Origin of the sequence: Cohnella sp. WQ 127256, from assembly GCF_024519285.1 — a bacterium.
In the GTDB taxonomy this organism is placed as follows: Bacteria; Bacillota; Bacilli; order Paenibacillales; family Paenibacillaceae; genus Cohnella.
The window spans coordinates 1,000,024-1,026,045 of sequence record NZ_JAMZCY010000001.1; the positions used below are offsets into that span (position 1 = coordinate 1,000,024).

Below are 26,022 nucleotides of genomic sequence, written 5' to 3' on the forward strand. Positions count from 1 at the left end.
CCGTAGTACAAATAGGGTCGAAAGCATTATATGTGTTAGCCGCAAAAGGCGGAAATTATGGCAGTGCGACGATCTATCAAATGCTAGGATTAAAGCCAACAGAGAAGGCATTAAACATGGCAGAAGGATTTGAGAATATTTCACTTGAGGTATTAGCTGAGTATCTGGGTGATCATACATTCGTATATGTGAATTCTAAAGAAGATGCCGAGCAGATTTATAACAGCGCGATATGGAAGGGAGCTTCATCGGTTAAGAAGGGTAATGTTTATTATTATGGTGAATTCGGCGACGAATTTGTAATGGAGGATCCCTATTCACTTGAGCTTCAATTAGATACTATCGTTAATGTTTTACTGGAAAATCAGAAGTAGAAACAAGCGCTATGATCGGTTACTTAACGTTTTGACATCGTATTTTGAAATTTTTCTTAACTCTCCCATTTAATTATTGATATTGATAATCATTATCAATTATAATGGTTATTGAAGTAGGGAGAGGGGAGGAAGATACGATCATTGTAGATGACCATATATTACTATGGAGTCAAGCTTCCATTAAGGTGCTGGATATACGCCATACGATGATGAGAACAGGCGATGCCTTGTATTCATACAGATTGCCGACCAGTATGTTTCTTCTGGCGACACGCGGAGGCGCCCAAGTATTGCTGGACGGCATGGAGATTATCTTAGACCGATTTCAAGTGATACATAGCGGCAAAGGAGCGCAGTTGGACATTTTTCCAACAGAAGAGTTATTCGAATATTATATGATCTTCTATAAAGCATCCATTCCGCTTCCGAGTCGCCAGGAAATCATTAGACTAATGGAGCGAAGTAATCCGTTTCAAATGCAATATAATTTGTTGCCGAACGATCCCATCTCACTTTTTCATAAAGTCAAATTAATGGATCAGGAATGGAGACTGTCTGGGTCTCTAGAGCGATTTCAGGTTAAATCGTTGTTTTATCAATTTGTTTACAGTATTTTGCAGCAACTTCATAGGCAAGGAATTGATATGAAAGAACCGGATCTTGCTGCTCAAGCGATCTCGTACATAGAGGAGCATTATGCGAAATCAGTAAATTTAGAATCGCTAGCGGAAAGTCTGAATTACAGTATTCCACATTTGTCGGCATTGTTTAAGAAGTGTACCGGATACAGTCCAATCGATTATCTCATTCGGATACGGATCGATAAGGCGGCCAGCCTTCTGTCGGAAACGAACGCTAATATTCGAGAAATTGCCGCCAGCGTGGGGTATAACGATCCTTATTATTTTGGAAGACTGTTCAAAAAGATTAAGGGCGTTTCACCTGATCGGTTTAGAGCCAAGGAATGGGTGCAGCTTGAAGCAGAAGATAATCCCTCTAAATTCATTCGATCCTCCATTGTTTCGAAGAGGATTCGACGTTATATTGATAGTGATAATCATTATCAATATAAAAATAGAGGAGAATCACAGATGTACACACATTCCAAATCGACCGCTGCAGCAACATTGTTGCTTAGCTTTGCGCTGTTGCTCAGCGCTTGTTCCGGAGGCACTTCGACCACAAGAACTGCAACCGAGGGGACTCCGTCACCTTCAAGCTCGATATCGGTATCGCAAAGCTCAGCCCAATCGAATTCTGGACAGACCACTGCAGACCTGCAAACCAAAGTCATATCGACGATCAACGGTGATGTCACAATCCCGAAAAATCCTCAACGCATTGTAGCCGATCAATATTTAGGCAGTATCATTGCGCTTGGTATCACTCCGATTGGAACACCCGGACTACACCGAAAAAATCCTTATTTAGCTGAAGCTCTCAAGGAAGTTGAGGATGTTGGTGATGTGAATGGCTCTTTGGAAAAGGTAATCGATTTACAGCCCGATTTAATTGTGACCGGAGCATCAGAAGATGAAGGAAGATATCAGCAATTATCCAAGATTGCCCCAACTATTTCGATTCCTTATGGGGAATTGAAGAATGCGCATGAGGAGTTGACCTTCTTTGGTAAGCTCTTCGGCAAAGAAAAGGAAGCGGAGGCTTGGCTTGCCGATTATGATCGTCGGATTGCAGTTGCACGAGAAAGTGTAGAAAAGGTAATCCCACCCGATGCGACATTTACTATCTTTGAGATGGCGGACAAAGTTACCTATGTTTATGGAGACAATTTTGGTCGGGGGGGTCAGGCCGTCTACCAAGCGCTTGGTTTTAAACCGCCTGCTCCTATCGCAGCTGAGATTCTAGAAAAGCAGTGGGCTGAGCTGTCTAATGAAGTGCTGTCAAAATATGCGGGCGACTATATCATCCTGACGTCTAACGTGCGCACTTTGGAAGATGTTAAAGCTGACCCGATCTGGTCTACGCTTGATGCAGTTAAAAACAATCACGTGTACGTATGGAAAGAGGAACGCTCATGGTACTATGATCCGATTGCCGTTCTATCGCAGACCGAGGAAATTGCTGCTTGGCTTACAGGACAGCAGTAAAGGTTTTTATTCGTGTTGCTACAGTTGGAAAGGCGAAATAATTGATAAAACCGCAGGAGAAGTTTTCCTGCGGATTTTAACATAATTTCAGGTAAGGAGGATATCCATGCTTCGTCGTTTTTTTGTTTATTATCGTCCTTATAAAAATTTGTTTATTCTGGATTTTTCCTGCGCGATATTGGCTGCTTTGTTGGAACTGGCATTTCCTCTAGCCGTGAATAAAGTGGTGGACGACTTACTTCCAAGTGGTAACTGGAAGTGGATTTTATATTCATGCCTCGGCCTGCTTGGTATTTATATTATCAGCGCTGCTCTTCATTTTGTGGTGACCTATTGGGGGCATAAGCTGGGCATTAGCATTGAGTCGGATATGCGTAAGAAGCTGTTTGACCGTGTGCAAAAGCTATCCTTTCGTTTTTTCGATAACAATAAGACGGGTCATCTTGTGTCCCGGATGACAAACGATTTGATGGATATTGGAGAAATTGCCCATCATGGACCAGAGGATTTGTTTATTGCGGTGATGACACTCGCAGGAGCATTTGGTATCATGCTCAGCATTAATTGGCAGCTAGCAGTGATGACCTTTATCATCGTCCCGCTGATGATTTATTTGTCACTTTATTTCAGCCGTAAGATGTCGGCAGCCTTCAAACGTATGTTCGCGGATATTGCAGACTATAATGCGCGAGTTGAAAACAATGTCAGTGGAATCCGCGTCGTTCAAGCGTTCTCCAATGAAAAGTATGAAATTTCCCGGTTTGCTGACAATAACAACCGCTTTCGAATGACCAAGTTGATCACTTATCGGATCATGGCATGGAACTCGTCGCTCAGTTTTATTCTGATGAAATGTGTTTCCTTGTTTGTGCTTGTATGCGGGACGTGGTTTGTTATCCAGGGTCAAATGTCATATGGGGAGTTTATCGCCTTTGTCATGCTGTCCAATGTGTTTCTGGGTCCCATTCAGCAAATTAATTCCGTGATTGAAACCTACCCGAAAGGGATCGCAGGATTTAGAAGGTACCTGGAGCTGTTAGAAACGGTGCCGGATGTTGAGGACGCACCGAATGCTCTCTCGATAAAGCAAGTACAAGGAGATATTAAATTTACTGGGGTAACCTTCGGTTATGAGAATAAAGAGAAGGTACTAAATGAAGTAAGCCTATCCATTCGGGCTGGTGAAACTGTCGCTCTCGTCGGTCCTTCCGGTGCAGGCAAGACGACGTTGTGCTCATTATTGCCGAGATTTTACGATGTCGACGATGGTTCGATTTCAATAGATGGCATAGATATTCGAAGATTAACCTTAGAATCTCTGCGTTCGCATATTGGCATCGTGCAGCAGGATGTATTTCTGTTTGACGGCACCATTAGGGAGAACATCGCCTATGGCAAGCTAGATGCGTCTGACTCCGAAATATGGCAGGCTGCGCGACGTGCGCAACTAGAGGAACTGATTAAGTCACAACCGGATGGGCTTGGTACGTTTATTGGTGAAAGAGGCGTGAAGCTATCTGGTGGTCAGAAGCAGCGGCTCTCCATAGCACGAATGTTCTTGAAAAATCCGCCTATTCTCATTCTGGATGAAGCCACATCGGCTTTGGATACTGAAACGGAAGCTGCCATCCAACTAGCTCTGTCAGAGCTTTCACAAGGACGTACAACCCTTGTGATCGCACATCGATTGGCAACCATTAAGAATGCAGATCGAATTATTGTCGTTGCTGATCAAGGGATATCTGAGCAAGGCAAGCATGAGGAATTGATTGCAGCTGAGGGGATATATAGCCGTTTGCACAGGGCCCAGTTTGGCAACTAATCGTTAAAAATAGAAAAAGAATGTGGAGGTACATGATGAACGAACAACTGGAGCTTTATGACGTCACGATTATTGGTGGAGGCCCTGCAGGGCTATATACGACTTTTTACAGTGGAATGCGCGAGTTGAAGACAAAGCTGATAGAGGCACAGGATCAATTAGGGGGGAGGTTGCTCACCTATCCTGAGAAGATCATATGGGATGTCGGGGGAGTGACGCCGATCCGCTGTGAGAAATTAATAGCTCAATTGATCGAACAAGCAGGGACCTTCGAACCGACGATTGTACTAGGCCAGCAGATCACAGACTTTGAGCGACAGCCTGATGATACCTTTATTCTGTCTACGTTAAGTGGTGAACGGCACCATACTAGAACAGTCATCTTGACGATCGGTTATGGCATTCGCAAGATGGCGAAGCTTGAGATCGAAGGGGCAGACAGCTACGAAGTGACGAATTTGTATTATACGGTGCAGGAACTGGAAGTATTTCGTGGCAAGAGGGTATTGATTTCAGGCGGTGGTGATTCTGCGGTGGACTGGGCGAATGAGTTGGAAGCCATTGCTGAAAGTGTAACGGTTGTACATAGAAGAGATAGCTTTGGGGGCCATGAGCGAAACGTGTCCCGGATGAAGCAATCGTCGGTTGACGTACGTACACCCTATGCGGTGCAAGCACTCCATAGTAAGAATGGGAAAGATATTGATCTAGTGACTATTGAGCATATGGAAACCAAGGAGCAGGAATTTTTGGAGGTCGATGCTGTCATCGTAAATCACGGGATGAGGAGTGATTTTGGTCCGATTCGTAATTGGGATCTCAACTTAGGCGAGTGGAATGCGACTGTAGGTGAGAAGATGGCGACCAACATTCCCGGTATATTCGGTGCAGGAGATTTCGTATCTTATGGCAGTAAAGTTGGACTCATTGCTGGAACGTTTACGGACGGTGTGCTGGCGCTCAATAGCGCTAAGCTCTACTTGGATCCGGAAGCGCCAACTATGGCATACGTTTCCTCTCATAATCAACGGTTTAAAGAAAAGAACAAGCAGTTCGGCATAGAGGATAATCAAGCACAATAATTCATGTAGTTAATGAAGGTGGCACATATGAATCAACATGCTAGTTCCATTCCTCAAGAAACCTCAGTAAAAGCAGTCAAATTCCGTTCCCGACCATGGGTCGCCACTCTGATCCTAACCGGTGGGTTAGTCGCATTGGTATTTGGAATAGCCTTGTCTGTTTCATTTGGGGCGGCGGATATTAAATTTTCTGTCGTATGGGAAGCCGTTTTTAGCTTTAATCCTGATGTTACTCAGCACCAGATTATTCAGGAACTCCGCTTACCGCGTGTGCTTGGCGGAGCGATGGTCGGGGCGTGCTTCGCCGTTGCTGGAGCGATCATGCAGGGCATGACACGCAATCCGCTAGCCGATTCCGGGCTGCTCGGGCTAAATGCTGGAGCCGGATTTATGCTGGCGATTTGTTTCGCATTTCTACCTGGACTGCCATTCATGTATCTCATCATGTATTCCTTCTTAGGTGCAGCAGTTGGGGCTGGGCTTGTATACGGTATTGGCTCCTTGGCAAAAGGGGGATTGACGCCATTACGGTTAATATTAGCTGGTGCGGCTTTAAGTGCGCTACTATCCGCTCTTAGCGAAGGGGTTGCACTCTATTTCCACATCGGTCAGGACCTGGCTTTCTGGTATGCCGGTGGTGTAGCAGGAACGAAATGGATCCAGCTAAAAATTATGTTTCCATGGATTGCTGCAGCGATCATCGGTGCGATTGCGCTGTCGAGATCCATTACGATGCTTAGTCTTGGAGAAGATGTAGCCAAAGGACTTGGTCAACGTACTGCCTTAGTAAAGCTAGCGGGAGTTGTCATTGTATTAATTCTAGCTGGAGCAGCGGTTTCCGTTGTTGGAGCAGTCGCTTTTGTTGGATTAATTATTCCACACCTGACTCGATATTTGGTCGGCGTCGATTACCGCTGGATCATTCCGTGCTCGGCGGTACTTGGCAGTCTGTTAGTTGTCATTGCTGACTTAGCAGCAAGAATGGTTAACCCTCCCTATGAGACACCGATGGGAGCACTCATCGCTCTCATCGGTGTTCCGTTCTTCCTTTACTTGGCACGTAAAGAAAGGAGGGAGTTATAAATATGGAAATCCGAACACTCTCTCTTGATGATCTCCGTAAAAGGAATAAGAACGTTATGGTATTATCCGTACTGGGACTTTTGATTGTTATTGTTTTTATAATCAGTATGAATACTGGCTATATTCGGCTGCCACCAATGGATTTGATGAAAACTCTATTTGGAATGGGAACAAAGAAGCAATCGCTAATCCTATTCGACTTCCGATTGCCACGAATTGTGATATCTGTATTAATCGGTGCAGGGCTCGCAGTTTCGGGCTGTATCTTGCAGGGGATTTCCCGTAACGCATTAGCCGACCCAGGCATATTGGGTATTAATGCGGGAGCGGGTTTGACGGTGATGCTGTTTATTTCTTTTTATCCGACAACAGCAGCTGCCCCGGTATTTCTTCTTCCCGTGCTAGCTTTAATTGGAGCAGGATTGACTGCTGCACTTATTTATTCCTTGTCCTACAAGCGACATGAAGGTATATCTCCAACCCGATTGCTGCTGACCGGAATAGCGGTGGCTGCTGGAATCAGCGCGGCGACTATTGTATTGACTCTTAGGCTCAGCCCGGAAAAATATCAATTTGTCGCGACTTGGATGGCGGGAAGCATCTGGGGTACCAATTGGAAGTTTGTACTAGCACTATTGCCGTGGATTGTTGTTCTACTTCCTTTTGTATACTACAAGGCACGCGTAATAAATGTAATGAACTTGGGAGAGCATATCGCGACCGGCTTGGGGACCTCTGTTGAGAAAGAACGGTTGTTGCTGTTAGCTGCTGCGGTTGGTCTTGCTGGCTCTTGCGTAGCGGTGAGCGGCGGTATCGGATTTGTCGGCTTAATCGGCCCTCATCTTGCGCGTCGTCTAGTGGGTTCTAAGCATCAAATTCTACTGCCGACCACAGCTTTAGTTGGATCGCTTCTAGTCGTTATAGCCGATACACTCGGTCGTTGGGTTTTGCAGCCCTCAGAGATACCTACAGGCATCGTAGTGGCTGTGATTGGAGCGCCTTATTTCCTATTCTTGCTAGCCAAATCAAGGGCATGAACCTTTTTCTATCTATTATGTTTAATTGCAATTAACAAAAAGAAACCATCCTTTGTAAAATGGTAGTGTCGAGCTGCCATTAAAAGAAGGAGTGGTTTCTTTGTTTATTCAAAATATTTGGGATTCAAATTATAATTACTTGAAGATTGTGCATGATAAATAAACTTTAGTTTCAAAAATGTTTCAACTTTATATTTTATAATCGTATGTAGGAAGCTTTAATATAGAAAAAGCTTTAATATAGAAGTATGCGAGTAATAGTTTAATTTTTATAATCGTGAGAGAGGATGAATTATTAATTATGCAAGTTCAGAAAAATGGCCTTATGTTATGGATATCCACGGCAGCAGTGCTGCTTAATGTCGTCATTTTTACACTTACCCGATGGTTTGATCCGTTCGGTCATGATATGGGGATGCACGGTGAAGTGTCTGAGATGAGCAGTCATATCCAATGGGCTGGAAATTTCCTTTTCATATTACCAATTGTAGGCCTGGGGCTTAACATCTATTGGTTTAAGAGAAATAAGGAGCATCGTTGGTTACCTTGGATAAACACTTTAACATTAACTTTATCTAGTATTGCCATTATAAGTGGTAGCGGAGGTGGTGTTGAGTTTCATTTCTCTATCTTTATGGTCATTGCAGCTTCAGCATACTATGACAATACTAAATTAATATATATGATGACGGGCTTGTTTGCCATTCAACATATTGCCGGATATTTGTTCGTTCCTGAACTTATATTCGGGGTGGATACATATTCATTCCTCATGGTAGCTATTCATGCTGGTTTTCTTATATTAACTTCGAGTGCTACGGTATTACAAATCAATTCCAAACACAAAATTACGAGTCAATTGGAAGCGGAGAAAAGAAGCAAGGATGATAAAGTATTGGAATTGCTAGAGCATGTTCGTTCTCTGTCCGCTCAAATCGGTTCCACCTCCAGTATTGTGTCCGGGAAATCAGAATCAAATGTCCGGAGTAATCAAGAAATGAGTACGGCATTTTCAGAGGTGGCAATTGGGCTCGGAGATCAAGCACTGTCCATTGAACAGATGGAAATGAAGCTAAGTCATATTAATCATTCGATTCAAACGGCGCTAATCTCATCTGAGGAAATGAAAAAAAATGCTGAAACAACGGGGCAGTCAGTCGAAGCGAGTCATCAGAAGATCAAGTTATTAAGTGAGCATATGATTCATATTTCAGAATCGGTTAATGCTGTAGCAGAAACGATGATATCACTGAAGCATTCTTCGACTCGCGCTGAGAGCATGGTCAGCACGGTACGTCAGGTAGCTAACCAAACGAATCTACTTGCATTAAATGCTTCTATTGAAGCCGCAAGAGCAGGGGAACATGGTAGGGGATTCGCCGTTGTTGCGAGTGAAATACAGAAGCTGGCGAATCAAAGCAGGCTCGCTGCTGAGGAGATTCAAGAGGTTATGGCTGAGATCCGAGCGGAAAGTGATGTGACCTTTGCTGGCGTTGAAAGTGGACAAGCTGTGATTCAGCAAGCAGTGTCCCATGTGGGAGAGTTCGCTGCCCAATTCGAGCAAGTACAACAAACGATGCATCATTTACTAGAATTCATAATATCGATGAATCAGATGATGATGACGTTTCGGCAGGATTCGATGGGGGTGACTGAGGACATGACTCGGATCTCCGTAGTTATTGAAGAGGGTATGGCATCCATGGAGCAGCTTACGGCGATATGTGATAATCAGATCGAATCCGCTAAGCAAGTCGATACGGAAATTGGTCAGTTGGGTAAGCTTAGTGAATCGATGCAGCAACGGTTTTCTGTTTGATTGAGAGTTTAGATTATAGGTTGTATCAGGGCAAAAAGAGCTTTAGCTGCTGCTAAGGCTCTTTTTGCATGGTGTATTTAGCAGTGTCAATCTTCGTCTTCAACAATTTCAAGCGTAACGATATTGGAAAATACTATCACCACCTAGTATCGTTGGGACAGTTAAAGAAAGTGTTACATCATTAGGTGAGAAGACATCCAAGACAAGCTGCCCGTTTAAAGAAAAAGTTCCAATTATTTATTCGAGCTTAGGGGCTAGCAAATTTCGTAAGGGTAAAATATCGTTGTGATACACAACTGCAAGTATCCATCCGACTGGAAAAAGAGTGGAAGGGATTTGGCCAGCTATATACGTACCCTCCGCTGCGGCTCATACGTGTTCTGTTACATTTGCAGAGTGTATATAACCTATTGATGCACCAACAGTAATATCATCAACACTGGTAGCGAAAAGGTGATAGGTTTATTAATAACATTCCTAACATCTTGATAGCCATCCTTGGAGTAACCGCTCCTTATGAGCTCCGCATAAAGGACAGATGAACCGGGCGGCAGTCGAAGGATCACGCATGAGGTGTTCAATCGAATCTGGTTTGTCGTTCCAGCTGAAATTGAGCCGAATTCGAACGCTGGATTAAGTGTTTTGAACGTCCCGATCCTTCCAACCGCTCCTGGGACTCCAGTAATGATCCCGTTACCGGAAAGACCAAGCGTATTTCCGGTCGACATGAACGACAAAGTTCTAATGATGAGCTCAAAACCTCCTCGAGAGTGAAGGTGGTTTTTTTTATGGGCTTACACATTATTCAATGAAAAAAGGCTTGAGTACAAGCGATAGCAACGCACGATTCATGTACTAGTAATCATTAGAGCATAGAGGGGCTATTCGAATGTATAATCACTCCAAAATGAACAAAGCACTCTCAGCATGCACTCGAAGCGGTTGTTCATGTTCTAGCTCTGTAAGTTGTGATGGAATCTCTCCTAAGAAAGGTATCACTGGCCCCACTGGCCCCACTGGCCCTACTGGCCCCACTGGCCCCACTGGCCCTACTGGCCCAACGGGACCAACTGGGTCAACCGGAGAAACTGGAGCAACAGGGCCAACGGGAGCAACAGGGGCAACTGGTCCAACAGGTCCAACTGGGGAAACAGGAGCAACAGGGGCAACTGGTCCAACAGGTCCAACTGGGGAAACAGGAGCAACAGGTGCAACCGGAGTAACAGGAGTCACGGGAGTAACTGGAGTAACAGGAGTCACGGGAGTAACAGGGGCAACTGGAGGTACAGGAGTAACGGGATTCACGGGGCCAACGGGGGCAACTGGAGGTACAGGATTAACAGGAGTAACAGGAGCAACGGGAGCAACAGGCGCAACAGGGCCAACCGGAGTAACAGGAGTAACAGGGGCAACCGGAGCAACAGGAGTCACGGGGGCAACTGGAGGTACAGGAGCCACGGGAGTAACAGGCCCAACAGGACCAACAGGAGCAACAGGAGTAACAGGAGTAACAGGAGCAACGGGAGCAACAGGCGCAACAGGGCCAACCGGAGTAACTGGAGTCACAGGACCAACGGGGCAAACCGGAGTAACTGGAGTCACAGGACCAACGGGAGTAATAGGAGTCACGGGGGCAACTGGAGGTACAGGAGCCACGGGACCAACAGGAGTAACGGGAGAAACAGGAGTAACAGGAGTAACAGGAGTAACAGGAGTAACAGGAGGTACAGGGGTAACAGGGGTAACAGGGGTAACAGGGGCAACCGGTGTAACAGGAGCCACGGGGGCAACTGGAGGTACAGGAGCCACGGGAGTAACTAGCCCAACGGGACAAACCGGAGTAACTGGAATAACTGGGGCAACAGGACCAACAGGGGCAACTGGTCAAACAGGCCCAACGGGGCCAACCGGAGTAACAGGAGTCACAGGGGCAACTGGAGGTACAGGAGCCACGGGAGTAATAGGCCCAACGGGGCCAACCGGAGTAACTGGAATAACAGGACCAACGGGAGTCACGGGTGCAACAGGAGCCACAGGACCAACAGGACCAACAGGAGTTACGGGTCCCAATTTTGCTACTGAAGGATTTTCCGCGTTTTTATCTACACTGACGATTTCAGCTAGTACGCAGATTACCAACTGGTCCATAGCCAATCCTTATTATGGCCATGCAAATTTTAATCAAACGACAGGTAATTTCACAATCCCTGCTACGGGAAGGTACTCTATTTTTGCGACAATAAATTATGTCACTACGACAGCTCTTGCTGCAAGTCTCGGTGCTGGAGTCAATCCCTTTTTTGTGGTCCAAAGAACATCACCTACAGTCACGAGTTTGGTCAATGGACTTCTACCTATTTTAAATGTAAACATTGCACTACTTTTAACAGTAAGAGCTGTTCTCGGTAATGGAGTAGTCACTTTGGCTGGCGAGGTTACACTTACAGCGGGGGATGTTATTGGTCTTTATTATAATGCGAACGGTCTTACAATCTCCATTAATGTAGGTAGTAGTTCCTCAAACGGCGTAGTTTGGTCTGTACATGAAATCACTTAAAATTTATGAATGACAATATGTTTTAATTTGAAATAAATGCTGATATCGAATAACCATATGCCATAAATAATCATTTAATATAAGTAAATACAACATAAACGATTTTCTAAAGAGGTTGAGAATGCGGAAGAGGAGAAGGTGTTCAAAGAGAGCGGCCTTAATAACATTGATGGTCAATATCAAGGTGGAATCCTCTAGTATTCATAAGAATAAACCAAAATCAAAATGTCTAATAAAGAAAAGACGTTGTAGACCAAGTGGGAGAAAGAAAAGGTGCTTCCCTATATTTCCCACTCCCCCCAAACGTTGTTGTAGACACAAACGAAAGCCAAGACCAGTTCACTGCGTATGCCCAATTCTACCTATACCTCCCCTAAATCCAGTCGATCCAGTCGATCCGGTTGTGCCAGTCGATCCAGTCACCCCAGTGCTACAGCCACAAAAATTAGTCGTAGAAAGGGAATGTTGCGGAAATATATTATTAGAAGGAAACCAACCCGGATTCTTAATTTGGGAATCCGATGTTCAATCTAATGTGACAGTAACTCAGATTAGCGTATATTGTGATTCATCGAGCACAGATTCTCTGCAGCTGGAAATTGATGGTGAAGAAAAGAGGAATATGTATGTACCGGTGGGCAATACAGCCAATTTCATAGGTCAAGGCGTCCATACCATCAGTATATCCTCTAAAGGGAATACAACAATGTCCCTTGTGGAAGGAAAATATGTCATTACTACAACTCTTCAACTAAAAGAAAATAACCATTTAGGAAATGAAAATAAAAATGGTGGTTCTTCATTAGAATGAACGAACCACCATTATTTTTAGATGCTATATCGAACTGTGATACAAAATTCACCTTGTGCAGCTGCTGCTGTAGAGGTTAATGAAATGGTATTAAATCGTGACACAGTAAACGATGAGCTACCTCCAGCAGGAATCACTATGGTTTTAATTGCAGCAACGATTCCCGTCTTGAAGAAGTTTACCGTCACAGTTCCAGTACCTGTTTCAAACTTTACATATCCAGTAGCATTTATGGTTTGGGCTATGTTGTCACTAAAAATGGTTTGCGTTCCAATAGTAGCAATTAGCCAATTGGTGCAAACTTTATCTTGCATAATGTTCTTATCTGAGCAACAACTAAGTGCGGTATCACACATAAAGAAGTATCCCTCCTTCGGTATTTTTTATTGGACAGGATAACGTGTAGTTATACAGAACTCGCCTTGATAAGTACCTGCTGTTGCTGCTGGAAGCTTTACCTGTATAACACTGAAGCGTCGATAAGTAAAAGCCAAACTTGTTCCTGGGGTAATTGTAATTGGAGCTGCGGTAATCGAAGCTCCTGTGCTGTCAAGAAATTCTAAAGTGATATCCGCTGGTCCGATGTCAAACTGCAAATACCCTGTACCTACAATGTTCTGATTGATGTTATTTGTAAAATTGATAACTAGAACTTCAGTAGCAACAACTGTGCCACTCCATGGTGTGCATACTTTATCTTGCACAAAAGTTTTGTCTGTACAACAAGTTAGCGCAGTGCCAGTCGAATTGCATGCCAAGGTTGCATACCTCCTAATATAAATTCTAAACTAATTAATGCATACAACTACCTACTCGCTTGGACATCCGCCTGATGTTTCAGTTTTAAAATTTGAAAATGGGTGGGACAGGGGATATTCCTGTGCCACCCATTTCGTATATTTAATCAATAGCTAATCTTTCTCAGGAATTCCCCTTATTCCGACTCATTAACCATAGGATGGACCAAATAAGGATAAAGCCGATGAGCTGTCCAATGGTCAGCTTCTGACCAAATACGATCCAGTTCATGAATACACCAACTGCAGGGAAAGCAAGCTCAGCTAGTGTTGCAAAGAACGCTTTTGTCGAAGACAAACCTTTGTAATAGAGAAGCATGCTGACCACTCCTGGGATGAAGGCCTGGAACAGAAGATTTACTGCAATAAGCGTAAGTTCGCCACTAGATCCACTAACTTTCCAGACATCACCACTCATTAGCAATACAATTGATAACAACGGAATAGCCAATAAAAACCGGAGTGAAGTGACGACAGAGGTATCTAATTTCTTTTGGAGGAGGAACTTGCCCATGACTGTCGAGCCACCCCATAAGACTGCCGCCAGAATTGAAAATAAGCAGCTTATTGTTCCTAAATCCTTCAAGCCCATCTCGGGAGAATTAAATCCAAAAGTTAATAAATAAGTACCTAGAAGTGCAATCAAAATGTATGCAGGAAATTTAGAAGGCAAAGTTTCTTTGAGCAGCACACGAGCCAGTATGATGGCGAACAAGGGCTGCAATTTCTGTAGAAGAAGGACTGCGTTTGCACTACCGTGAGCAAAAGCTGAAGTGAACAGTATGGTAGCTATTGCCGACCCACCCCACGATATGAATAGGAGTGCGCCAATGACTGCTAGCGTTAACTTGCCTGCAAGTGTCCTTCGATACTTAATCAACACGGGTATTGCATAACAAGCCAATAAGAGATGCTCTATAAACACGATTTGTGCAGAGGTAAAATCCTTCAACAATAGGATTCGAAAGAGAGGGTCCAGCCCCCAAAGTGTAGCTCCTAGTGCGACATACCAAATCCCGCTGATGCCACTGGTGCGTGATGAATCCCAATTCTGTCGCTTACTATCTAGCTTTAATGCATTTGCCAATTCAAAAACCTCCTGAGGAATGTTATGAATTGAACCCTCTGAAAGAGACGATGCCCCCGTGAAAAATCAACGGGGGCATCGACAAACAGACCTGTAAAAATTCAATTTTTACCAAGTTGTCCTTCACCTTCTCTCATCCGGACTATACCGTCGGCCTTGGAATTACACCAAGTCAGTCCCAACCAATTAAGGCCGGGAGTCGCGGGCTTAGATACGCGATAGTATCCTCACCGCCGGTAGGGAATTTCACCCTGCCCCGAAGGTTCATATTCTGTTAGATTGACTAATATTAGCACGGTACTGATGGACTGGCAACTGTTTACCGAGGGTGGGTTGAACGGAGCAATAATAATTGCAAGTAGAAAATTGCTTAAACTATAGGTAATTTCATGAGCTGAACTTACAAATTATTATATTTGTAAGTTGTAAGTGTGAGTGGTAAGCTGTGAACCTGTGATCAGTGCTGGGAGGAACTCGTTCCCATGGAAGGTGAGAGACATGGTTGAAAAAGCTTTAAACGTGGGAGTTATTTTGGATTCAGCGGAAAAAGAACTATAAAATACAGTTGGAATAGGACAACCCTTGTTAGCATTGCCAAATCTCTCGATGTGAGCCATGCTGCATTGTATTCCTATTTTCGCAGCAAGGTAGAATTGAGAGATGCCATACTAGAAAGATGGTTGCTCAAATATTCGAATGCATTAGATTCCATTACCAAGAAAGACGGCAGTGCAAAGGATATTTTGTACGACTGGTTCTTCCTATTATTTAATCTCAAAAAAAATGAGCTTTTTGAGAAAGAGGAAATGTTTACTCTAAACACTTCATTGATTCAACAAAATACGCGAGTGACTCAGAAGCATGAAGATAGGTTGATCAATCAGCTAGAAACGATAATCAAACGCGAAATATTGAACAAAACGATCAGGGAGCAGGATAGCTTCTTATTAGCGCGTACTCTTTTTGGACTGATGTCAGCTTTTTATCATCCAGCCTTTTCTGATCAGTGGAGAGATGAGAATATTAACGATAAATTCAGCAAGTCATGGGAAATCGTATCCCGTGGGCTATTTCAACTTTGATTATCTATATCATCTGGAGGAATTTTGCATCATAAATAAGGAAAAGTTGTGGACCAAAAATTTTATCATGATCTCGTTATCCAATTTCTTTTTATTTTTAGGGTTCCAAATGTTATTACCGACCATTCCGATCTACGTAAAAAGTTTGGGGGCACTGGACGGTACAGTGGGTATCGTTGCTTCTATAATAAGTATTAGTGGTATTCTAACTCGTTTTGGTACTGGTAGTTTGATGGACACAACGAAACGAAAAACTTTATTTATATTTAGCCAAGTGATATTACTAATCGTATTCGGAGCCTACTATTTTGCCGGCACGGTTATTGTTGTGGCCCTTATTCGTTTTTTGCACGGTATTGGGTGGGGAATTGCGACAACTGTAAATGGTGCTAGTGTGGGGAGCTTTTTACCAGCATCTCGTCGTGGCGAGGGTTTTGGTTATTATGGATTGAGTACAACCTTGGCTATAGCAGTAGGCCCTTTTCTAGCTTTGGAATTAGCCCAAACCAATAATTATAAAATGGTATTTGGTTTAGCTTTTGTAACAACCCTCATTTCTGTTAGTCTTTCATATTTTGTAGATAGACCTAATGGTAAGAGAGTATATGGGGAGCAGACTAAAGGTGCTAGACCCTATCTCGATAAGGCATTGCTTTTCCCTTGCTTTTTACTGCTACTTGTAACGATTTCATACTCTGGTATATTAAGCTTTATCTCGTTGTATGAAGGAGAGAAGGGGTTTTTAGGGGTTAGCCTATTTTTTGTTATTAATGCATTAAGCGCATTTGTCGCGCAGCTGTTTGCAGGACGAATTTTTGACGCAAAGGGACCCGCTTGGATTTTAGTTCCAGCAGGGCTTTCGTTGACGATAGCGTTAATTCTCTTATGGATTGCTCATTCTATTCATTTTGTTTGGCTTGCAGGTGTATTCTTTGGACTTGGAATTGGCTCGGTTTTCCCAACCATACAATCATGGGTCAATAGTATAGCGGGTCCGAATAGAGGTGGGATGGCCAATATGGCTTACTTCAATGCTTTCGATATCGGACTTGGATTCGGTAGTTTAGCGCTTAGTGTTATAGCAGGCTTAACCAGTTATACAGAAATGTATGGTTTCACAATTGTTCTAACCCTCCTATTTACAATCAGCATATTGGTTCAATCTAATAAAAAAGCAAAGCAACAAAAGTCAACATTATCCATTGATTAAACCGTTAATAATATGATTTTTTTGGATTGAAACAAGCACCGATAGATCCTATTCATATTCATCCCAAAGATGGGTATCGCTTCTATTTTTGTCTCTATTCTAAAATATTTTATGAGACTTCCGGTCCATATAAGGACCGGAGTTTTTTTTGTACAATATAAATTGGATGATTTTTCATTTTTATTATGAGTTATGCATTTTAGGGGAGAGCATACTTTGTCTCACACAACAGGAGGAAGAACATGAGGTCCGTAAGAACAAAGCTTCTCGGTTCATTTTTGATTGTTTTAGTGTTTGTTGTTGTGCTGGGCTATAACGGATTATCGCAAGTCAAGAAAATGAGTGACTTCACTAATGAAGTTACAACCAATTGGATGTTCGGAATTGAAGCCGTTAGTGAGGTTAATCTGAATATCGAGCAATTTCTTGGTAATTATTATCAAACCTTAAACACCAAGGATCAGGAGCTATTGAAGAAGTTAAATGTGGTAAGCCTATCTTTAGTCGCTTCGATTGATAATGGTATTAATAATTACTCTTTAACGGTTGGTAATGGGGACGAAAAAGACTTTGAAGCTCTTCAGGAAGCATGGGGAAGGTTCCAGACTAGTCTTGCTGATTCTTCATCGACCACAATAAGTGCAGAACAAAAAGCTCAGGCTACAATTGATGTAGGTAAAGCTTTCACCGACGTACGGATGTCAGTAGATGCATTAATTGCGTTTAATCATGAAGGCGCTGTGAATAGTCAGAAGGAAAGCGATGATCTGTACGAGACCACTTCATCGATAATCTTCTTTTTAGGAATCGCAATATTAATTATTGTTGTGATCCTTGCGTGGGCTCTCATCGTTAATCTGACTAGACCACTGAAAGCGACTACTGCTATTATGAATCGAATTGCTGTCGGTGATCTTAAGATAGAACCAATGGTTATTAACCGTAAAGACGAATTCGGAGTTATGATGGAGTCTGTGAATAAAACATTGATTAGCTTACAGCTGTCTGTCAAACAAATGCAAGAAGCCTCAACATCCGTGGCTACGGCTTCCGTTCAATTGTATGCAAGCTCCGAACAAAATTCAGGGGCTGCAAGACATGTAACAGAATCAATTGAACTTGTGGCTACTGGTTCAGAGGAACAAGCCAACTCTGCTTCCGAGGTTGGGCGTGTCATTGACGAGATGGCGGAAGGTGTTCAGCGAATTGCCGAAACGACAGGTGAAGTTTCAGAATTGTCTCAACAAGCAACCGTAAATGCAAACAGTGGGTTGGAGAAGGTTGAAGACGTTACGGATAGAATGCATAGAGTGTATAAATCCGTAGAACGATCCAGCCAAACGATTCAGAAGCTTGAAAATCAATCAGAGCAAATTAGTGAAATCTCTGCTCTAATTAGCGATATTGCAGCGCAAACAAATTTGCTGGCACTAAATGCGGCCATCGAAGCAGCTCGTGCTGGAGAGCATGGTAAAGGATTTGCAGTTGTGGCTGGGGAAGTTCGGAAATTAGCATCCCAAAGCGATGTGTCCTCACAGGGTATTATTGAATTGATTGCATCCATTCAGAAGGACACCTTATACGCTGCAGATACGATGAAGAAAAGCCTTGCTGACGTACAAGAAGGCGTTAGAGCTGTTGAACAAGCGGAAATTGCTTTCAAGGAAATTGTTAGCTCCACAGGCGAAGTTTCTAGCCGGGTACAAGAAGCGGCAGCAGCAGCGGAACAGCTTGCTGCTAGCTCAGAGGAAGTGGCAGCATCCATTGCGAATATGGGACATATCGCTAGGCAAACAGCGGGAATGACTCAGCAGGTCGCAGCATCGACAGAGGAGCAATTGGCTTCAAGTGAAGAAATGACGAAATCTTCTCAGACTTTGTCGGGGATAGCCAAGGATTTGCAAACCATCGTCAGGAAATTTACTTTGTAGAATTCTCTTAATCGTTAATAAAAGTTAAGAGCCCGGCAGATGTCAAAAAGACATCGATCATCGAAAAGAATAGCTAGTGAAGCAAAAGGCTGCATACAGAACGGACTGTATGCAGCTTTTGCATGGGTACGCCGAGTATGTCAAAGAAGCAGTAGCTAGTGGAGTCAGAGAGTCGCTAGCTTCTGAAGCGGTAGCAAGGATGTTCCATGCCTAGTTGGAGTGCACGGTGAAGCCCAGCATATGTGGCGTTGTCTTCGGACAGGAGTTCGACTCCCCCTCGCCTCCACCATGTAAATCCACGTTTATCCTCAATCTGATGTTGATTTTTGCTATTATACGATTAAAGAGGGGATCGAGTGAGAGGGGGAGAAAGTATGGATTGGGAAGTCCATATCGAACGGTGGAGCCGAACTGCCGTTAGATTGCTAGATATTCGACAGTATCGTGTGGAAAATGGAACTGTACCTGATCGCTATGTGGCGCATACCGGCTTTTTCGTAGTTACTACCCATGGAGAGGCGAGAGTGAATCTATCGGGAACGGTCTACCGGACCCGTGCACTTCACATTCTGCACGGAGGAAAGGGATCGGAGCTAGGCTTTATGCCGCTGGGAAACGACTTTGCCTGCTATTTGATTCTATATAATGCCGACTGCGCCTCGCCGGAGGACCGGGAGAGCTTCCATATGTCGTATGCATTCACTCCTTATACGTTGCTGCCTCTGCAGGAAAAGTGTCAAGCGATGGATCGCCTGTGGCAGCAATCCACCCCAATGGACAAGCTGCAGGCGCAGTCTGCCTTTCTACCGTTTGTGTATGAGGTCATGCGACAAATCCGCACGTCAGCAACGGAAAGCAGCAAACTGAATTTGGTAACCGAAGCGATTCACTATATTCATGAGCATTACAAGAAGTCGATTACAGCCGAGGAATTGGCCGGGATTTATAGTTGCAGCGCGAGCTCCTTGTCTCGCTTGTTCAAAAGCCAAATAGGAGTAGGTCCGATTGAATACCTGATTCATGTACGTATTCATAAATCGAAGCAGTTCCTGCTGAGATCGGAGGCTCGTGTCCAGGAAATAGCGAGCAACGTTGGCTATGCGGATGTCTATTATTTCAGTCGCTTGTTCAAGAAGCATACCGGTTGCTCTCCGCTTCAGTTTCGGGAGGACAATCGGCAGACTGTTCAGTATAATCCATTACATCTGTTAAAATCGTCTATTGTATCGCAAAAGACTGTTCCCCATAATGAGAATGAGAATTATTATCATTACATTAGAGAAGGGGACACATCCATGTTCAGATTTTCAAGACCAGCGTTCGGAGCCATGATGCTATTATGCACATCCTTGATTCTGAGTGCATGTCAGGCAGGGAACAATACAGGGACGCCGACCTCCTTGCCTGCTTCAACAGATACCGCTACGGATAGCACAGCTGTGGAAACGCGTATTTACGAGCATTTGAAAGGTCAAACAGAAATTCCTGTGAAGCCTCAGCGTGTGGTCAGCCTCTTCCACCTGGGCGAACTGATGGCGCTTGGGGTGAAGCCGGTAGGCTCAACTACCTTCATTCTGAAGAATCCGCTCTTAAGCGATACTTCCGATATTGCAGATGTTGGAGTCCCACCTAATGCGGAGAAGATTCTGACGCTGGAGCCTGATCTGATTGTTACTACGGCACCATTTGCGGAGGCGTTTGAGGGCGGATACGAAGCTCTGAGCAAAATCGCACCAACGATTGTTGTGGAGCAGTACAACGATCCAGTCAAGGATGTCGAAATGTTTGGCGATATTCTTGGCAAGCAGGAGGAAGCGCAGCAATGGAATGAGACATTTGCGACAAAAATTGCCGAATACAGGGAGAAAATTAACCCATTCATTGGGGCTGATGAAACCTTCTCGATTTTGAATGTGCGTTCCGGTGCGCTTTATATTTACGGTGATACCAATATGGGAGGCAACATTATCTACAAATATCTAGGCTTGAAGCCAACGGAAAAAGTAGAGACTGACGTCATCAAAGGAGAAACATGGGAAATATCTGCTGAGGTAATCCCCGATTTCATAGGCGATCGGTTATTTCTGGCTGTGAATGAAGGGGCAGAGAAAGAAATGAAGGAAGTGGAGAAGCTTATTCAAAATTCTCCAGCAGGGAAAGCGGGATGGATCTACAAAATCGATTTCGATAAATTTCTTCCCAGTGATCCGATTTCTGTAGAACAACAGTTGGATATCATCGTTAATTTGCTGGTTGAAAGCAACAAATAAAAAAATAAATGGCATCTCGCAATAGTGTATGGAGGCGAATTGTAGTTTTGGTAAGCTACGGTTCACCTCAACCATGAAAATTCACAACCAAATGAGGTTGTGGATTTTCTCTATTAATAGCCTAAATTGAAAAGCTGAGGATTCAGCATTTCTCTTGTTGTTACTTCATTCGAGGGCAATCCAGCCAGTAAAAATCGCCCCACTTAACGGTGAACGATTATCGGCGGTGAGATCACCATTGTGAGCTCGAATGATTCGCCTTGCTATAGTAAGTCCCAGCCCTGTTCCTCCGCTTTCTGGGTTCCTGGAATCATCAGATCGGTAAAAAGCCTCGAAAATGTGAGGCAGAGCCTGCTCCGAGATGCCAAGACCGGTATCTTCGATGGAGAAGAACATTCTCGTCTTCTCTAGACGCCAATGTATTGAGATTTTACCTGATCGTGGGGTATGTCGAAGAGCATTGTCTATTAGATTACCTAATGCGCGCCTCAGTAAATGAGGATCTCCTAGGATTATAGAACTCTCTCTTGGACGATCAAATTCTAATTCTATCCCCTTTTCTTTACTAGTAGGACGGTAATCCTCAATGATTTCCGCGAGAAGAACGTCGAACTCTACAATCTCAGAACGCATGGCTTGCTCTAATGATTCCAACTTAGCGTAAGCGAATAGGTCGGACACAAGTCGATCGATCTGTTCCGTCTTCTTACTACATATCGCAATATATCTTGAGGCTTTCTCCGGATTGCTTGTCATTCCCCGTTCCAGCCGCGACAAAAACCCCCTTAAAGTAAATAATGGCGTTCTAAAGTCATGAGCAATCGCACTAATAAAAAAACGTCGCGCCTCTTCTAGCTCGGATTGTCTGGTTATAGATTCACGTAGTCCGCTTCCCATGGCTTGGAAGGCGGATCGAACGTCCGCGACCTCCCGGACGGTAGTATCGGGCAGGTGAAAATCAAGTTCCCCACTGGCGATTCGTCTGGCTGCAGCGCTCATGGCTTCAAGAGGCTTAACCACAACGCGTCCAATCTGCCAACCGATAAAAAGAATAGCGCACGCCGTGGCGAATATGGCAAACAAATTCGCAAGCGTGCTGTTTGGTTTTGGGGCAAAGAAGAGGGCGCTGCCTTGTAATTGACCTTGCTCTATGAAGTCCATCTGTCGGAAGGCCATTTTCTCGGAGCCGGATGGAACGGAATGAAACACTTCTTGATTGGAAGCATCGAGCAAAATAATACCGACATGCGAGGATGAGGCAACTTTTCCGAGGGAGTTCTGCCAATTTGTCTCACGCCAATGAGATACATCTACTTTGCTAACCTCTTTAATAGCCTCATTCAAGTCGGCTTGTTGCTGGGAATGGAGCGCCCGCTCGAATAGATAGTGATCGAGCAGACCCGGGATCTCATAGAACAATCTAGGGATGACGAGGACCATTAACATGCCGATAAACATCCATTGACGAATCCTTAATGATCTCATCTGCGGACTCCTTCAAATCGATAACCGACTCCCCATACATTGGTTATAAGTGTGGGTTTTCTATGATCTACCTCTATCTTCTCGCGGATCCTTCCAATCTGGACAGTGACGGAATGTTTGTCGCCGATCCCCTCCCAGAAACGCTGAAGGAGTTGATCATAAGTGAATACTTGACGTGGATATTCCGCGAACAAGCTAAGTAATTCGAATTCTTTAGGAGAAAAAGCGACCGGACTCCCATCGATTCTTGCTTCATGTGCCTTAACATCCAATACGAGCCTACCGAAATCTAACTCAAGCTTGAGTTCCGTATCGCTCTTTCCGTAACGACGGAGTACGGCTTTGATACGGGCAACAACTTCTTCGGGAGTCGCGGTTTTGACAATATAATCGTCGCCCCCTAGACTCAACCCTCTTATTTTGTCCATATCCTCATCTCGTGCACTAAGGAACAGAATAGGCGTATCCTGCGTTCTTCGAATATGACGGCACAGTTCTAAACCGCTCTGTCCAGGCATCATGACGTCTAGTAACATACAGTCGATTCTATTACGCTCCAACACCTCTAAAGCTTGAACGGCGTTATAGGCTTCCAACACTTCGAACTGCTCATCCTCCAGGTAATCCCTCATCAATTCCACGATTTCTTTATCATCATCCACGAGCAAAACCGTGCGATTATTATTCATGGAATTCTCCTCCAACAACATAGTGAAAGCGATTTTGAAAATATTGTAGCATACGAACTGGAGTATACGGTCGGAATGATCAAAATGAAACCTTTTGTTGATTGTTTTGTGACTTTTTAACGCAGTGCTTCGTGAGATTCAGGGGTTATTGTAAGAAAGGGGATGAACCTGAATTTCTAGGGAAGGAGATTAAACATGAGAGTTGCGAGGCGCATTTATACAATTATTGCGTGGGTGTTCTTGGTTTGTATTGTGATTCAAATCTTTATTGCGGGGTTGGCGACTTTCTCTGATTCAACGAATTGGGAGGCACATCGGACATTCGTGAAGTTTTTTGCCTTAACTCCTCTAATCATGTTCCTGCTTACCTTTGTCGGAGGGATCAAGGGACGGGGACGTTGGATTAGTCTTGGTTTATTCTTGTTAATTGTGCTGCAGTTTCAAACCGTTCAGCTATTCTCTTCGATAGGCGCGATCGCTGCGCTTCACCCGGTGATCGCCATGCTGCTGTTCTGGGGAGCGGTAACGACTGTGAAAAAATCAAATAACGGGGGAACAACCAATGAATGAACAATTAGAACCAACTCAGAACCCGCACTTGGTGAAGCTTGTTCAGACGCAGCATCCCGAGAAGCTATTAAGCTTCGCTCGGAATCTCGATGACAATGCGATAGCGGCTATATATGGAATGGATTCGATTACGTATCGGGCCATCAAGGATCAATTCGTCTTGCTTGCGAGAGGTGCGGCAAAGCAATTACTAGAAGATCAGGCGTTCGCCGACAAGGTCGATCACTTGCCCTTCAAACCGAGGGAAACCGTAATCGGAGTCGGGGAAAGCACCACGGACGACCTTCTTTCCTGGTTCGAGATTTTACGTCAATTAATTGACATCCGGAGACCTCAGGACGGTATTCGTTTCATCAACGAAGGGATATCCGGTAACACATCCTCTCAAGTCCTCGGTCGCTTCAGCGGAATTATTGCCAAAGAGCCGGATTGGATTATGTGCATGCTAGGGGGCAACGATGTATTACGCGTAGGGCCAGAACCGACGAAGACGTTAGTCACCGCGGATGAGACCGCTCAGAATTTGGCTGCCATCCGGCAGATTGCTGCAGCACGGTCCAAGGCAGAGTGGGTGTGGATAACACCGCCAACCTTCGTGGAAGAGCGAGTTGCCGCTTTCTCCTATTTTCAGCAAGCCTATTTAAGTTGGAGAAATTCTGACATCCTCTTGATCGGTGACATCATCCGCAGCTTGCCTGATCGGGTTGTTGATACACAAGAGAGGTTTGGAGCACCCGCGTCATCCTTATGGGTAGGTCCGGACGGACTTCATCCTATCCTTGCCGGACATCAAGCGATCGTAACATGGCTTGTTGAAGAACTAGCGAAAGATAAAAAGTTATGAAGATCGTCGTCATTGGAGCTACGGGCGGTACAGGTCGTCAAGTCGTTATGCAGGCACTTGAGATTGGACATGAGGTTACAGCCATCGTAAGAAGCCCGGAAAAGGTAGATATTCGACATAAACGCCTCGAAGTGATCAAAGGGGATGTCTTGGAACCTTCCTCGATCGCTCAAACGATCGTCGGCAAAGATGCGATCATTTCCGCACTTGGCGTATCGCACCGCAAGCCGACGTCGGTTTACTCGGACGGAACGAATTATGTAATGAAAGCCATGCATGCAACGGGGGTGCGGCGCTTGATTTGTTTATCTTCGGCAGGTTTGGAAATACCGACAGATACCCCCATGCTTCAGCGTCTCGTAATAAAGCATATCATTCAGAAGATGTATAAAAACGCCTACGAAGATATGGAGCGTATGGAGGCTAAAGTACAGATTTCCAAGTTTGATTGGACGATTATTCGTCCTCCGCGCCTGACGAACGGTGCGAAAACGGGAACATACCGAACAGCAATCAACGAGTCTTTACCGCATGCGCAAGGAATATCACGTGCCGACCTGGCTGACTATATGGTTAGATCTCTTACGGATCAATCCTCCTATCATGCCGTTGTCGAAATTTCTAATTAATATGGGAACGCGAAGAAATCGTATCGGATGGCGTTTCATTGTTGTGCTTACCCTAGGTGCTGCCGGGTTTGCCGTGGCTCCTTATGTTTTAATCGATCCGGCGTACAGCCGGGTGCAGCTCGACTCTTCGTTTAAACTACATTTTCCATTACTTCTAGTTCATATTTTCTCGTCATTCCTTGCTCTCCTCGTGGGTTGGTTGCAATTTCTACCTGGATTAAGGAGCACACATTCGCACATTCATCGTTTAGTTGGAAGGATATATTTGAGTTGTGTCGCTATAGGCGGAGTAACGGGACTAATCGTAGGTGGGTATACGGAAAGCTATATTCGACAAGTGGCGTTCCTGACATTGGCTATCTTGTGGTTGTATACGGGGTGGAAGGGATACAAGTCGGCAAGGGAAAAACAGTTTGAGGCACATAGGCTATGGATGATTCGCAATTATGCATTCACGTTAGTTGCGGCATCTGCGCGTATTGTCACTCCCATTTGTATATTGATTTACTTAGCGGGGCACAGAGGACAGATGGATGGGAGCGTTGAAGCAGTATTGAGGCAGGTGCTTGAGGTCAACATTTGGTTGGGTACTGTGTTGAATGTGGTGATTTCGGAATGGATCATCGTGAAACGGTTCAAAAAAGGTACTTAACAATTGGATACTGCCCTCACCCCAACCTATACCAAGAGATAGAGCGCCTTATCGGGTGCTCTTTTTGCTTTAATGATCTT

General features: G+C 44.4%; 24 protein-coding genes and 1 riboswitch. Of the genes, 18 read left to right on the plus strand and 6 right to left on the minus strand.

All coding sequences use genetic code 11. The features are described from left to right. Positions 1 to 32 precede the first annotated feature (32 nt). From M1K58_RS04250 to M1K58_RS04280, 7 genes are all read left to right on the plus strand, one after another. Positions 33 to 374: a TroA family protein gene (locus tag M1K58_RS04250; protein ID WP_256757420.1), complete on the plus strand. Its 342-nt coding sequence runs from the start codon at positions 33 to 35 to the stop codon at positions 372 to 374. Positions 375 to 478: 104 nt separating this feature from the next. Then, positions 479 to 2,485 carry an AraC family transcriptional regulator gene (locus M1K58_RS04255; RefSeq protein WP_256757421.1) on the plus strand — a complete coding sequence of 669 codons (2,007 nt, stop codon included), beginning with the start codon at positions 479 to 481 and terminating at the stop codon, positions 2,483 to 2,485. 106 nt (positions 2,486 to 2,591) lie between these two features. Next, a complete protein-coding gene (locus tag M1K58_RS04260; protein WP_256757422.1) occupies positions 2,592 to 4,307 on the plus strand; it encodes an ABC transporter ATP-binding protein in 1,716 nt (571 codons plus the stop codon). Positions 4,308 to 4,342: 35 nt separating this feature from the next. After that, entirely contained in the window at positions 4,343 to 5,389 is a 1,047-nt protein-coding gene (locus M1K58_RS04265) for an NAD(P)/FAD-dependent oxidoreductase (RefSeq protein ID WP_256758235.1), read from the plus strand. A gap of 27 nt (positions 5,390 to 5,416) precedes the next feature. Further along, a complete protein-coding gene (locus tag M1K58_RS04270; RefSeq protein ID WP_256757423.1) occupies positions 5,417 to 6,472 on the plus strand; it encodes a FecCD family ABC transporter permease in 1,056 nt (351 codons plus the stop codon). 2 nt (positions 6,473 to 6,474) lie between these two features. Then, complete coding sequence (locus M1K58_RS04275; RefSeq protein ID WP_256757424.1) at positions 6,475 to 7,509, plus strand: FecCD family ABC transporter permease; 1,035 nt, start codon at positions 6,475 to 6,477, stop codon at positions 7,507 to 7,509. Between the two features lie 301 nt (positions 7,510 to 7,810). After that, positions 7,811 to 9,328, plus strand: a complete 1,518-nt coding sequence (locus tag M1K58_RS04280; protein ID WP_256757425.1) for a methyl-accepting chemotaxis protein — start codon at positions 7,811 to 7,813, stop codon at positions 9,326 to 9,328. A gap of 407 nt (positions 9,329 to 9,735) precedes the next feature. On the opposite strand, the gene M1K58_RS04285 is transcribed toward M1K58_RS04280, so the two are convergent. After that, positions 9,736 to 10,056, minus strand: coding sequence for a hypothetical protein (locus M1K58_RS04285; protein WP_256757426.1), 321 nt, complete (start codon positions 10,054 to 10,056; stop codon positions 9,736 to 9,738). 161 nt (positions 10,057 to 10,217) lie between these two features. Here M1K58_RS04285 and M1K58_RS29410 point away from each other — a divergent pair, with 161 nt between their 5' ends. Together M1K58_RS29410 and M1K58_RS04295 are read left to right on the plus strand one after the other, a co-directional pair. Beyond that, on the plus strand, positions 10,218 to 11,885 hold the full coding sequence (locus tag M1K58_RS29410) for a hypothetical protein (RefSeq protein WP_306220144.1): 1,668 nt from the start codon (positions 10,218 to 10,220) through the stop codon (positions 11,883 to 11,885). 403 nt (positions 11,886 to 12,288) lie between these two features. Continuing rightward, a complete protein-coding gene (locus tag M1K58_RS04295) occupies positions 12,289 to 12,696 on the plus strand; it encodes an S-Ena type endospore appendage (protein ID WP_256758287.1) in 408 nt (135 codons plus the stop codon). 17 nt (positions 12,697 to 12,713) lie between these two features. Here the strand turns inward: M1K58_RS04295 and M1K58_RS04300 are convergent, their stop codons facing one another. From M1K58_RS04300 to M1K58_RS04310, 3 genes are all read right to left on the minus strand, one after another. Beyond that, complete coding sequence (locus M1K58_RS04300) at positions 12,714 to 13,052, minus strand: DUF3992 domain-containing protein (protein ID WP_256757427.1); 339 nt, start codon at positions 13,050 to 13,052, stop codon at positions 12,714 to 12,716. A gap of 27 nt (positions 13,053 to 13,079) precedes the next feature. Further along, positions 13,080 to 13,454: a DUF3992 domain-containing protein gene (locus M1K58_RS04305; RefSeq protein WP_256757429.1), complete on the minus strand. Its 375-nt coding sequence runs from the start codon at positions 13,452 to 13,454 to the stop codon at positions 13,080 to 13,082. A gap of 163 nt (positions 13,455 to 13,617) precedes the next feature. Continuing rightward, positions 13,618 to 14,580, minus strand: coding sequence for a DMT family transporter (locus tag M1K58_RS04310; protein WP_256757430.1), 963 nt, complete (start codon positions 14,578 to 14,580; stop codon positions 13,618 to 13,620). A 121-nt stretch (positions 14,581 to 14,701) separates the two neighbouring features. Further along, positions 14,702 to 14,848: riboswitch (FMN riboswitch) on the minus strand. Between the two features lie 355 nt (positions 14,849 to 15,203). Here M1K58_RS04310 and M1K58_RS04315 point away from each other — a divergent pair. The 5 genes from M1K58_RS04315 (at position 15,204) to M1K58_RS04335 (ending at position 21,073) form a co-directional block, all read left to right on the plus strand. Continuing rightward, positions 15,204 to 15,662, plus strand: coding sequence for a TetR/AcrR family transcriptional regulator (locus M1K58_RS04315; RefSeq protein ID WP_256758237.1), 459 nt, complete (start codon positions 15,204 to 15,206; stop codon positions 15,660 to 15,662). Continuing rightward, a complete protein-coding gene (locus M1K58_RS04320) occupies positions 15,643 to 16,872 on the plus strand; it encodes an MFS transporter (protein ID WP_256757431.1) in 1,230 nt (409 codons plus the stop codon). Before M1K58_RS04315 ends, M1K58_RS04320 begins: the two co-directional genes overlap by 20 nt. Positions 16,873 to 17,114: 242 nt before the next feature. Further along, a complete protein-coding gene (locus tag M1K58_RS04325) occupies positions 17,115 to 18,803 on the plus strand; it encodes a methyl-accepting chemotaxis protein (RefSeq protein ID WP_256757432.1) in 1,689 nt (562 codons plus the stop codon). A 76-nt stretch (positions 18,804 to 18,879) separates the two neighbouring features. Next, positions 18,880 to 19,017 (plus strand): hypothetical protein, encoded by a 138-nt coding sequence (locus M1K58_RS04330; protein ID WP_256757433.1) that lies wholly within the window; start codon positions 18,880 to 18,882, stop codon positions 19,015 to 19,017. 160 nt (positions 19,018 to 19,177) lie between these two features. After that, positions 19,178 to 21,073 carry a helix-turn-helix domain-containing protein gene (locus M1K58_RS04335; RefSeq protein WP_256757434.1) on the plus strand — a complete coding sequence of 632 codons (1,896 nt, stop codon included), beginning with the start codon at positions 19,178 to 19,180 and terminating at the stop codon, positions 21,071 to 21,073. A gap of 165 nt (positions 21,074 to 21,238) precedes the next feature. Here the strand turns inward: M1K58_RS04335 and M1K58_RS04340 are convergent, their stop codons facing one another. Next, positions 21,239 to 22,558 (minus strand): sensor histidine kinase, encoded by a 1,320-nt coding sequence (locus M1K58_RS04340; protein WP_256757435.1) that lies wholly within the window; start codon positions 22,556 to 22,558, stop codon positions 21,239 to 21,241. Next, the gene (locus M1K58_RS04345) at positions 22,555 to 23,247 is read right to left on the minus strand and encodes a response regulator transcription factor (RefSeq protein WP_256757436.1); all 693 of its coding nucleotides are present in this window, start codon (positions 23,245 to 23,247) and stop codon (positions 22,555 to 22,557) included. Before M1K58_RS04345 ends, M1K58_RS04340 begins: the two co-directional genes overlap by 4 nt. A gap of 195 nt (positions 23,248 to 23,442) precedes the next feature. Here M1K58_RS04345 and M1K58_RS04350 point away from each other — a divergent pair, with 195 nt between their 5' ends. Genes M1K58_RS04350 through M1K58_RS04365 form a run of 4 tightly spaced genes read left to right on the plus strand, consistent with a single transcriptional unit; the run spans position 23,443 to position 25,942 of the window. Further along, complete coding sequence (locus tag M1K58_RS04350) at positions 23,443 to 23,817, plus strand: DUF6220 domain-containing protein (protein WP_256757437.1); 375 nt, start codon at positions 23,443 to 23,445, stop codon at positions 23,815 to 23,817. Further along, positions 23,810 to 24,661 carry an SGNH/GDSL hydrolase family protein gene (locus tag M1K58_RS04355; protein WP_256757438.1) on the plus strand — a complete coding sequence of 284 codons (852 nt, stop codon included), beginning with the start codon at positions 23,810 to 23,812 and terminating at the stop codon, positions 24,659 to 24,661. The genes M1K58_RS04350 and M1K58_RS04355 overlap by 8 nt, the downstream gene beginning before the upstream one ends. Next, a complete protein-coding gene (locus M1K58_RS04360; RefSeq protein WP_256757439.1) occupies positions 24,658 to 25,290 on the plus strand; it encodes an NAD(P)-dependent oxidoreductase in 633 nt (210 codons plus the stop codon). The genes M1K58_RS04355 and M1K58_RS04360 overlap by 4 nt, the downstream gene beginning before the upstream one ends. Then, on the plus strand, positions 25,265 to 25,942 hold the full coding sequence (locus M1K58_RS04365) for a DUF2306 domain-containing protein (protein WP_256757440.1): 678 nt from the start codon (positions 25,265 to 25,267) through the stop codon (positions 25,940 to 25,942). Before M1K58_RS04360 ends, M1K58_RS04365 begins: the two co-directional genes overlap by 26 nt. Positions 25,943 to 26,022: the final 80 nt, after the last annotated feature.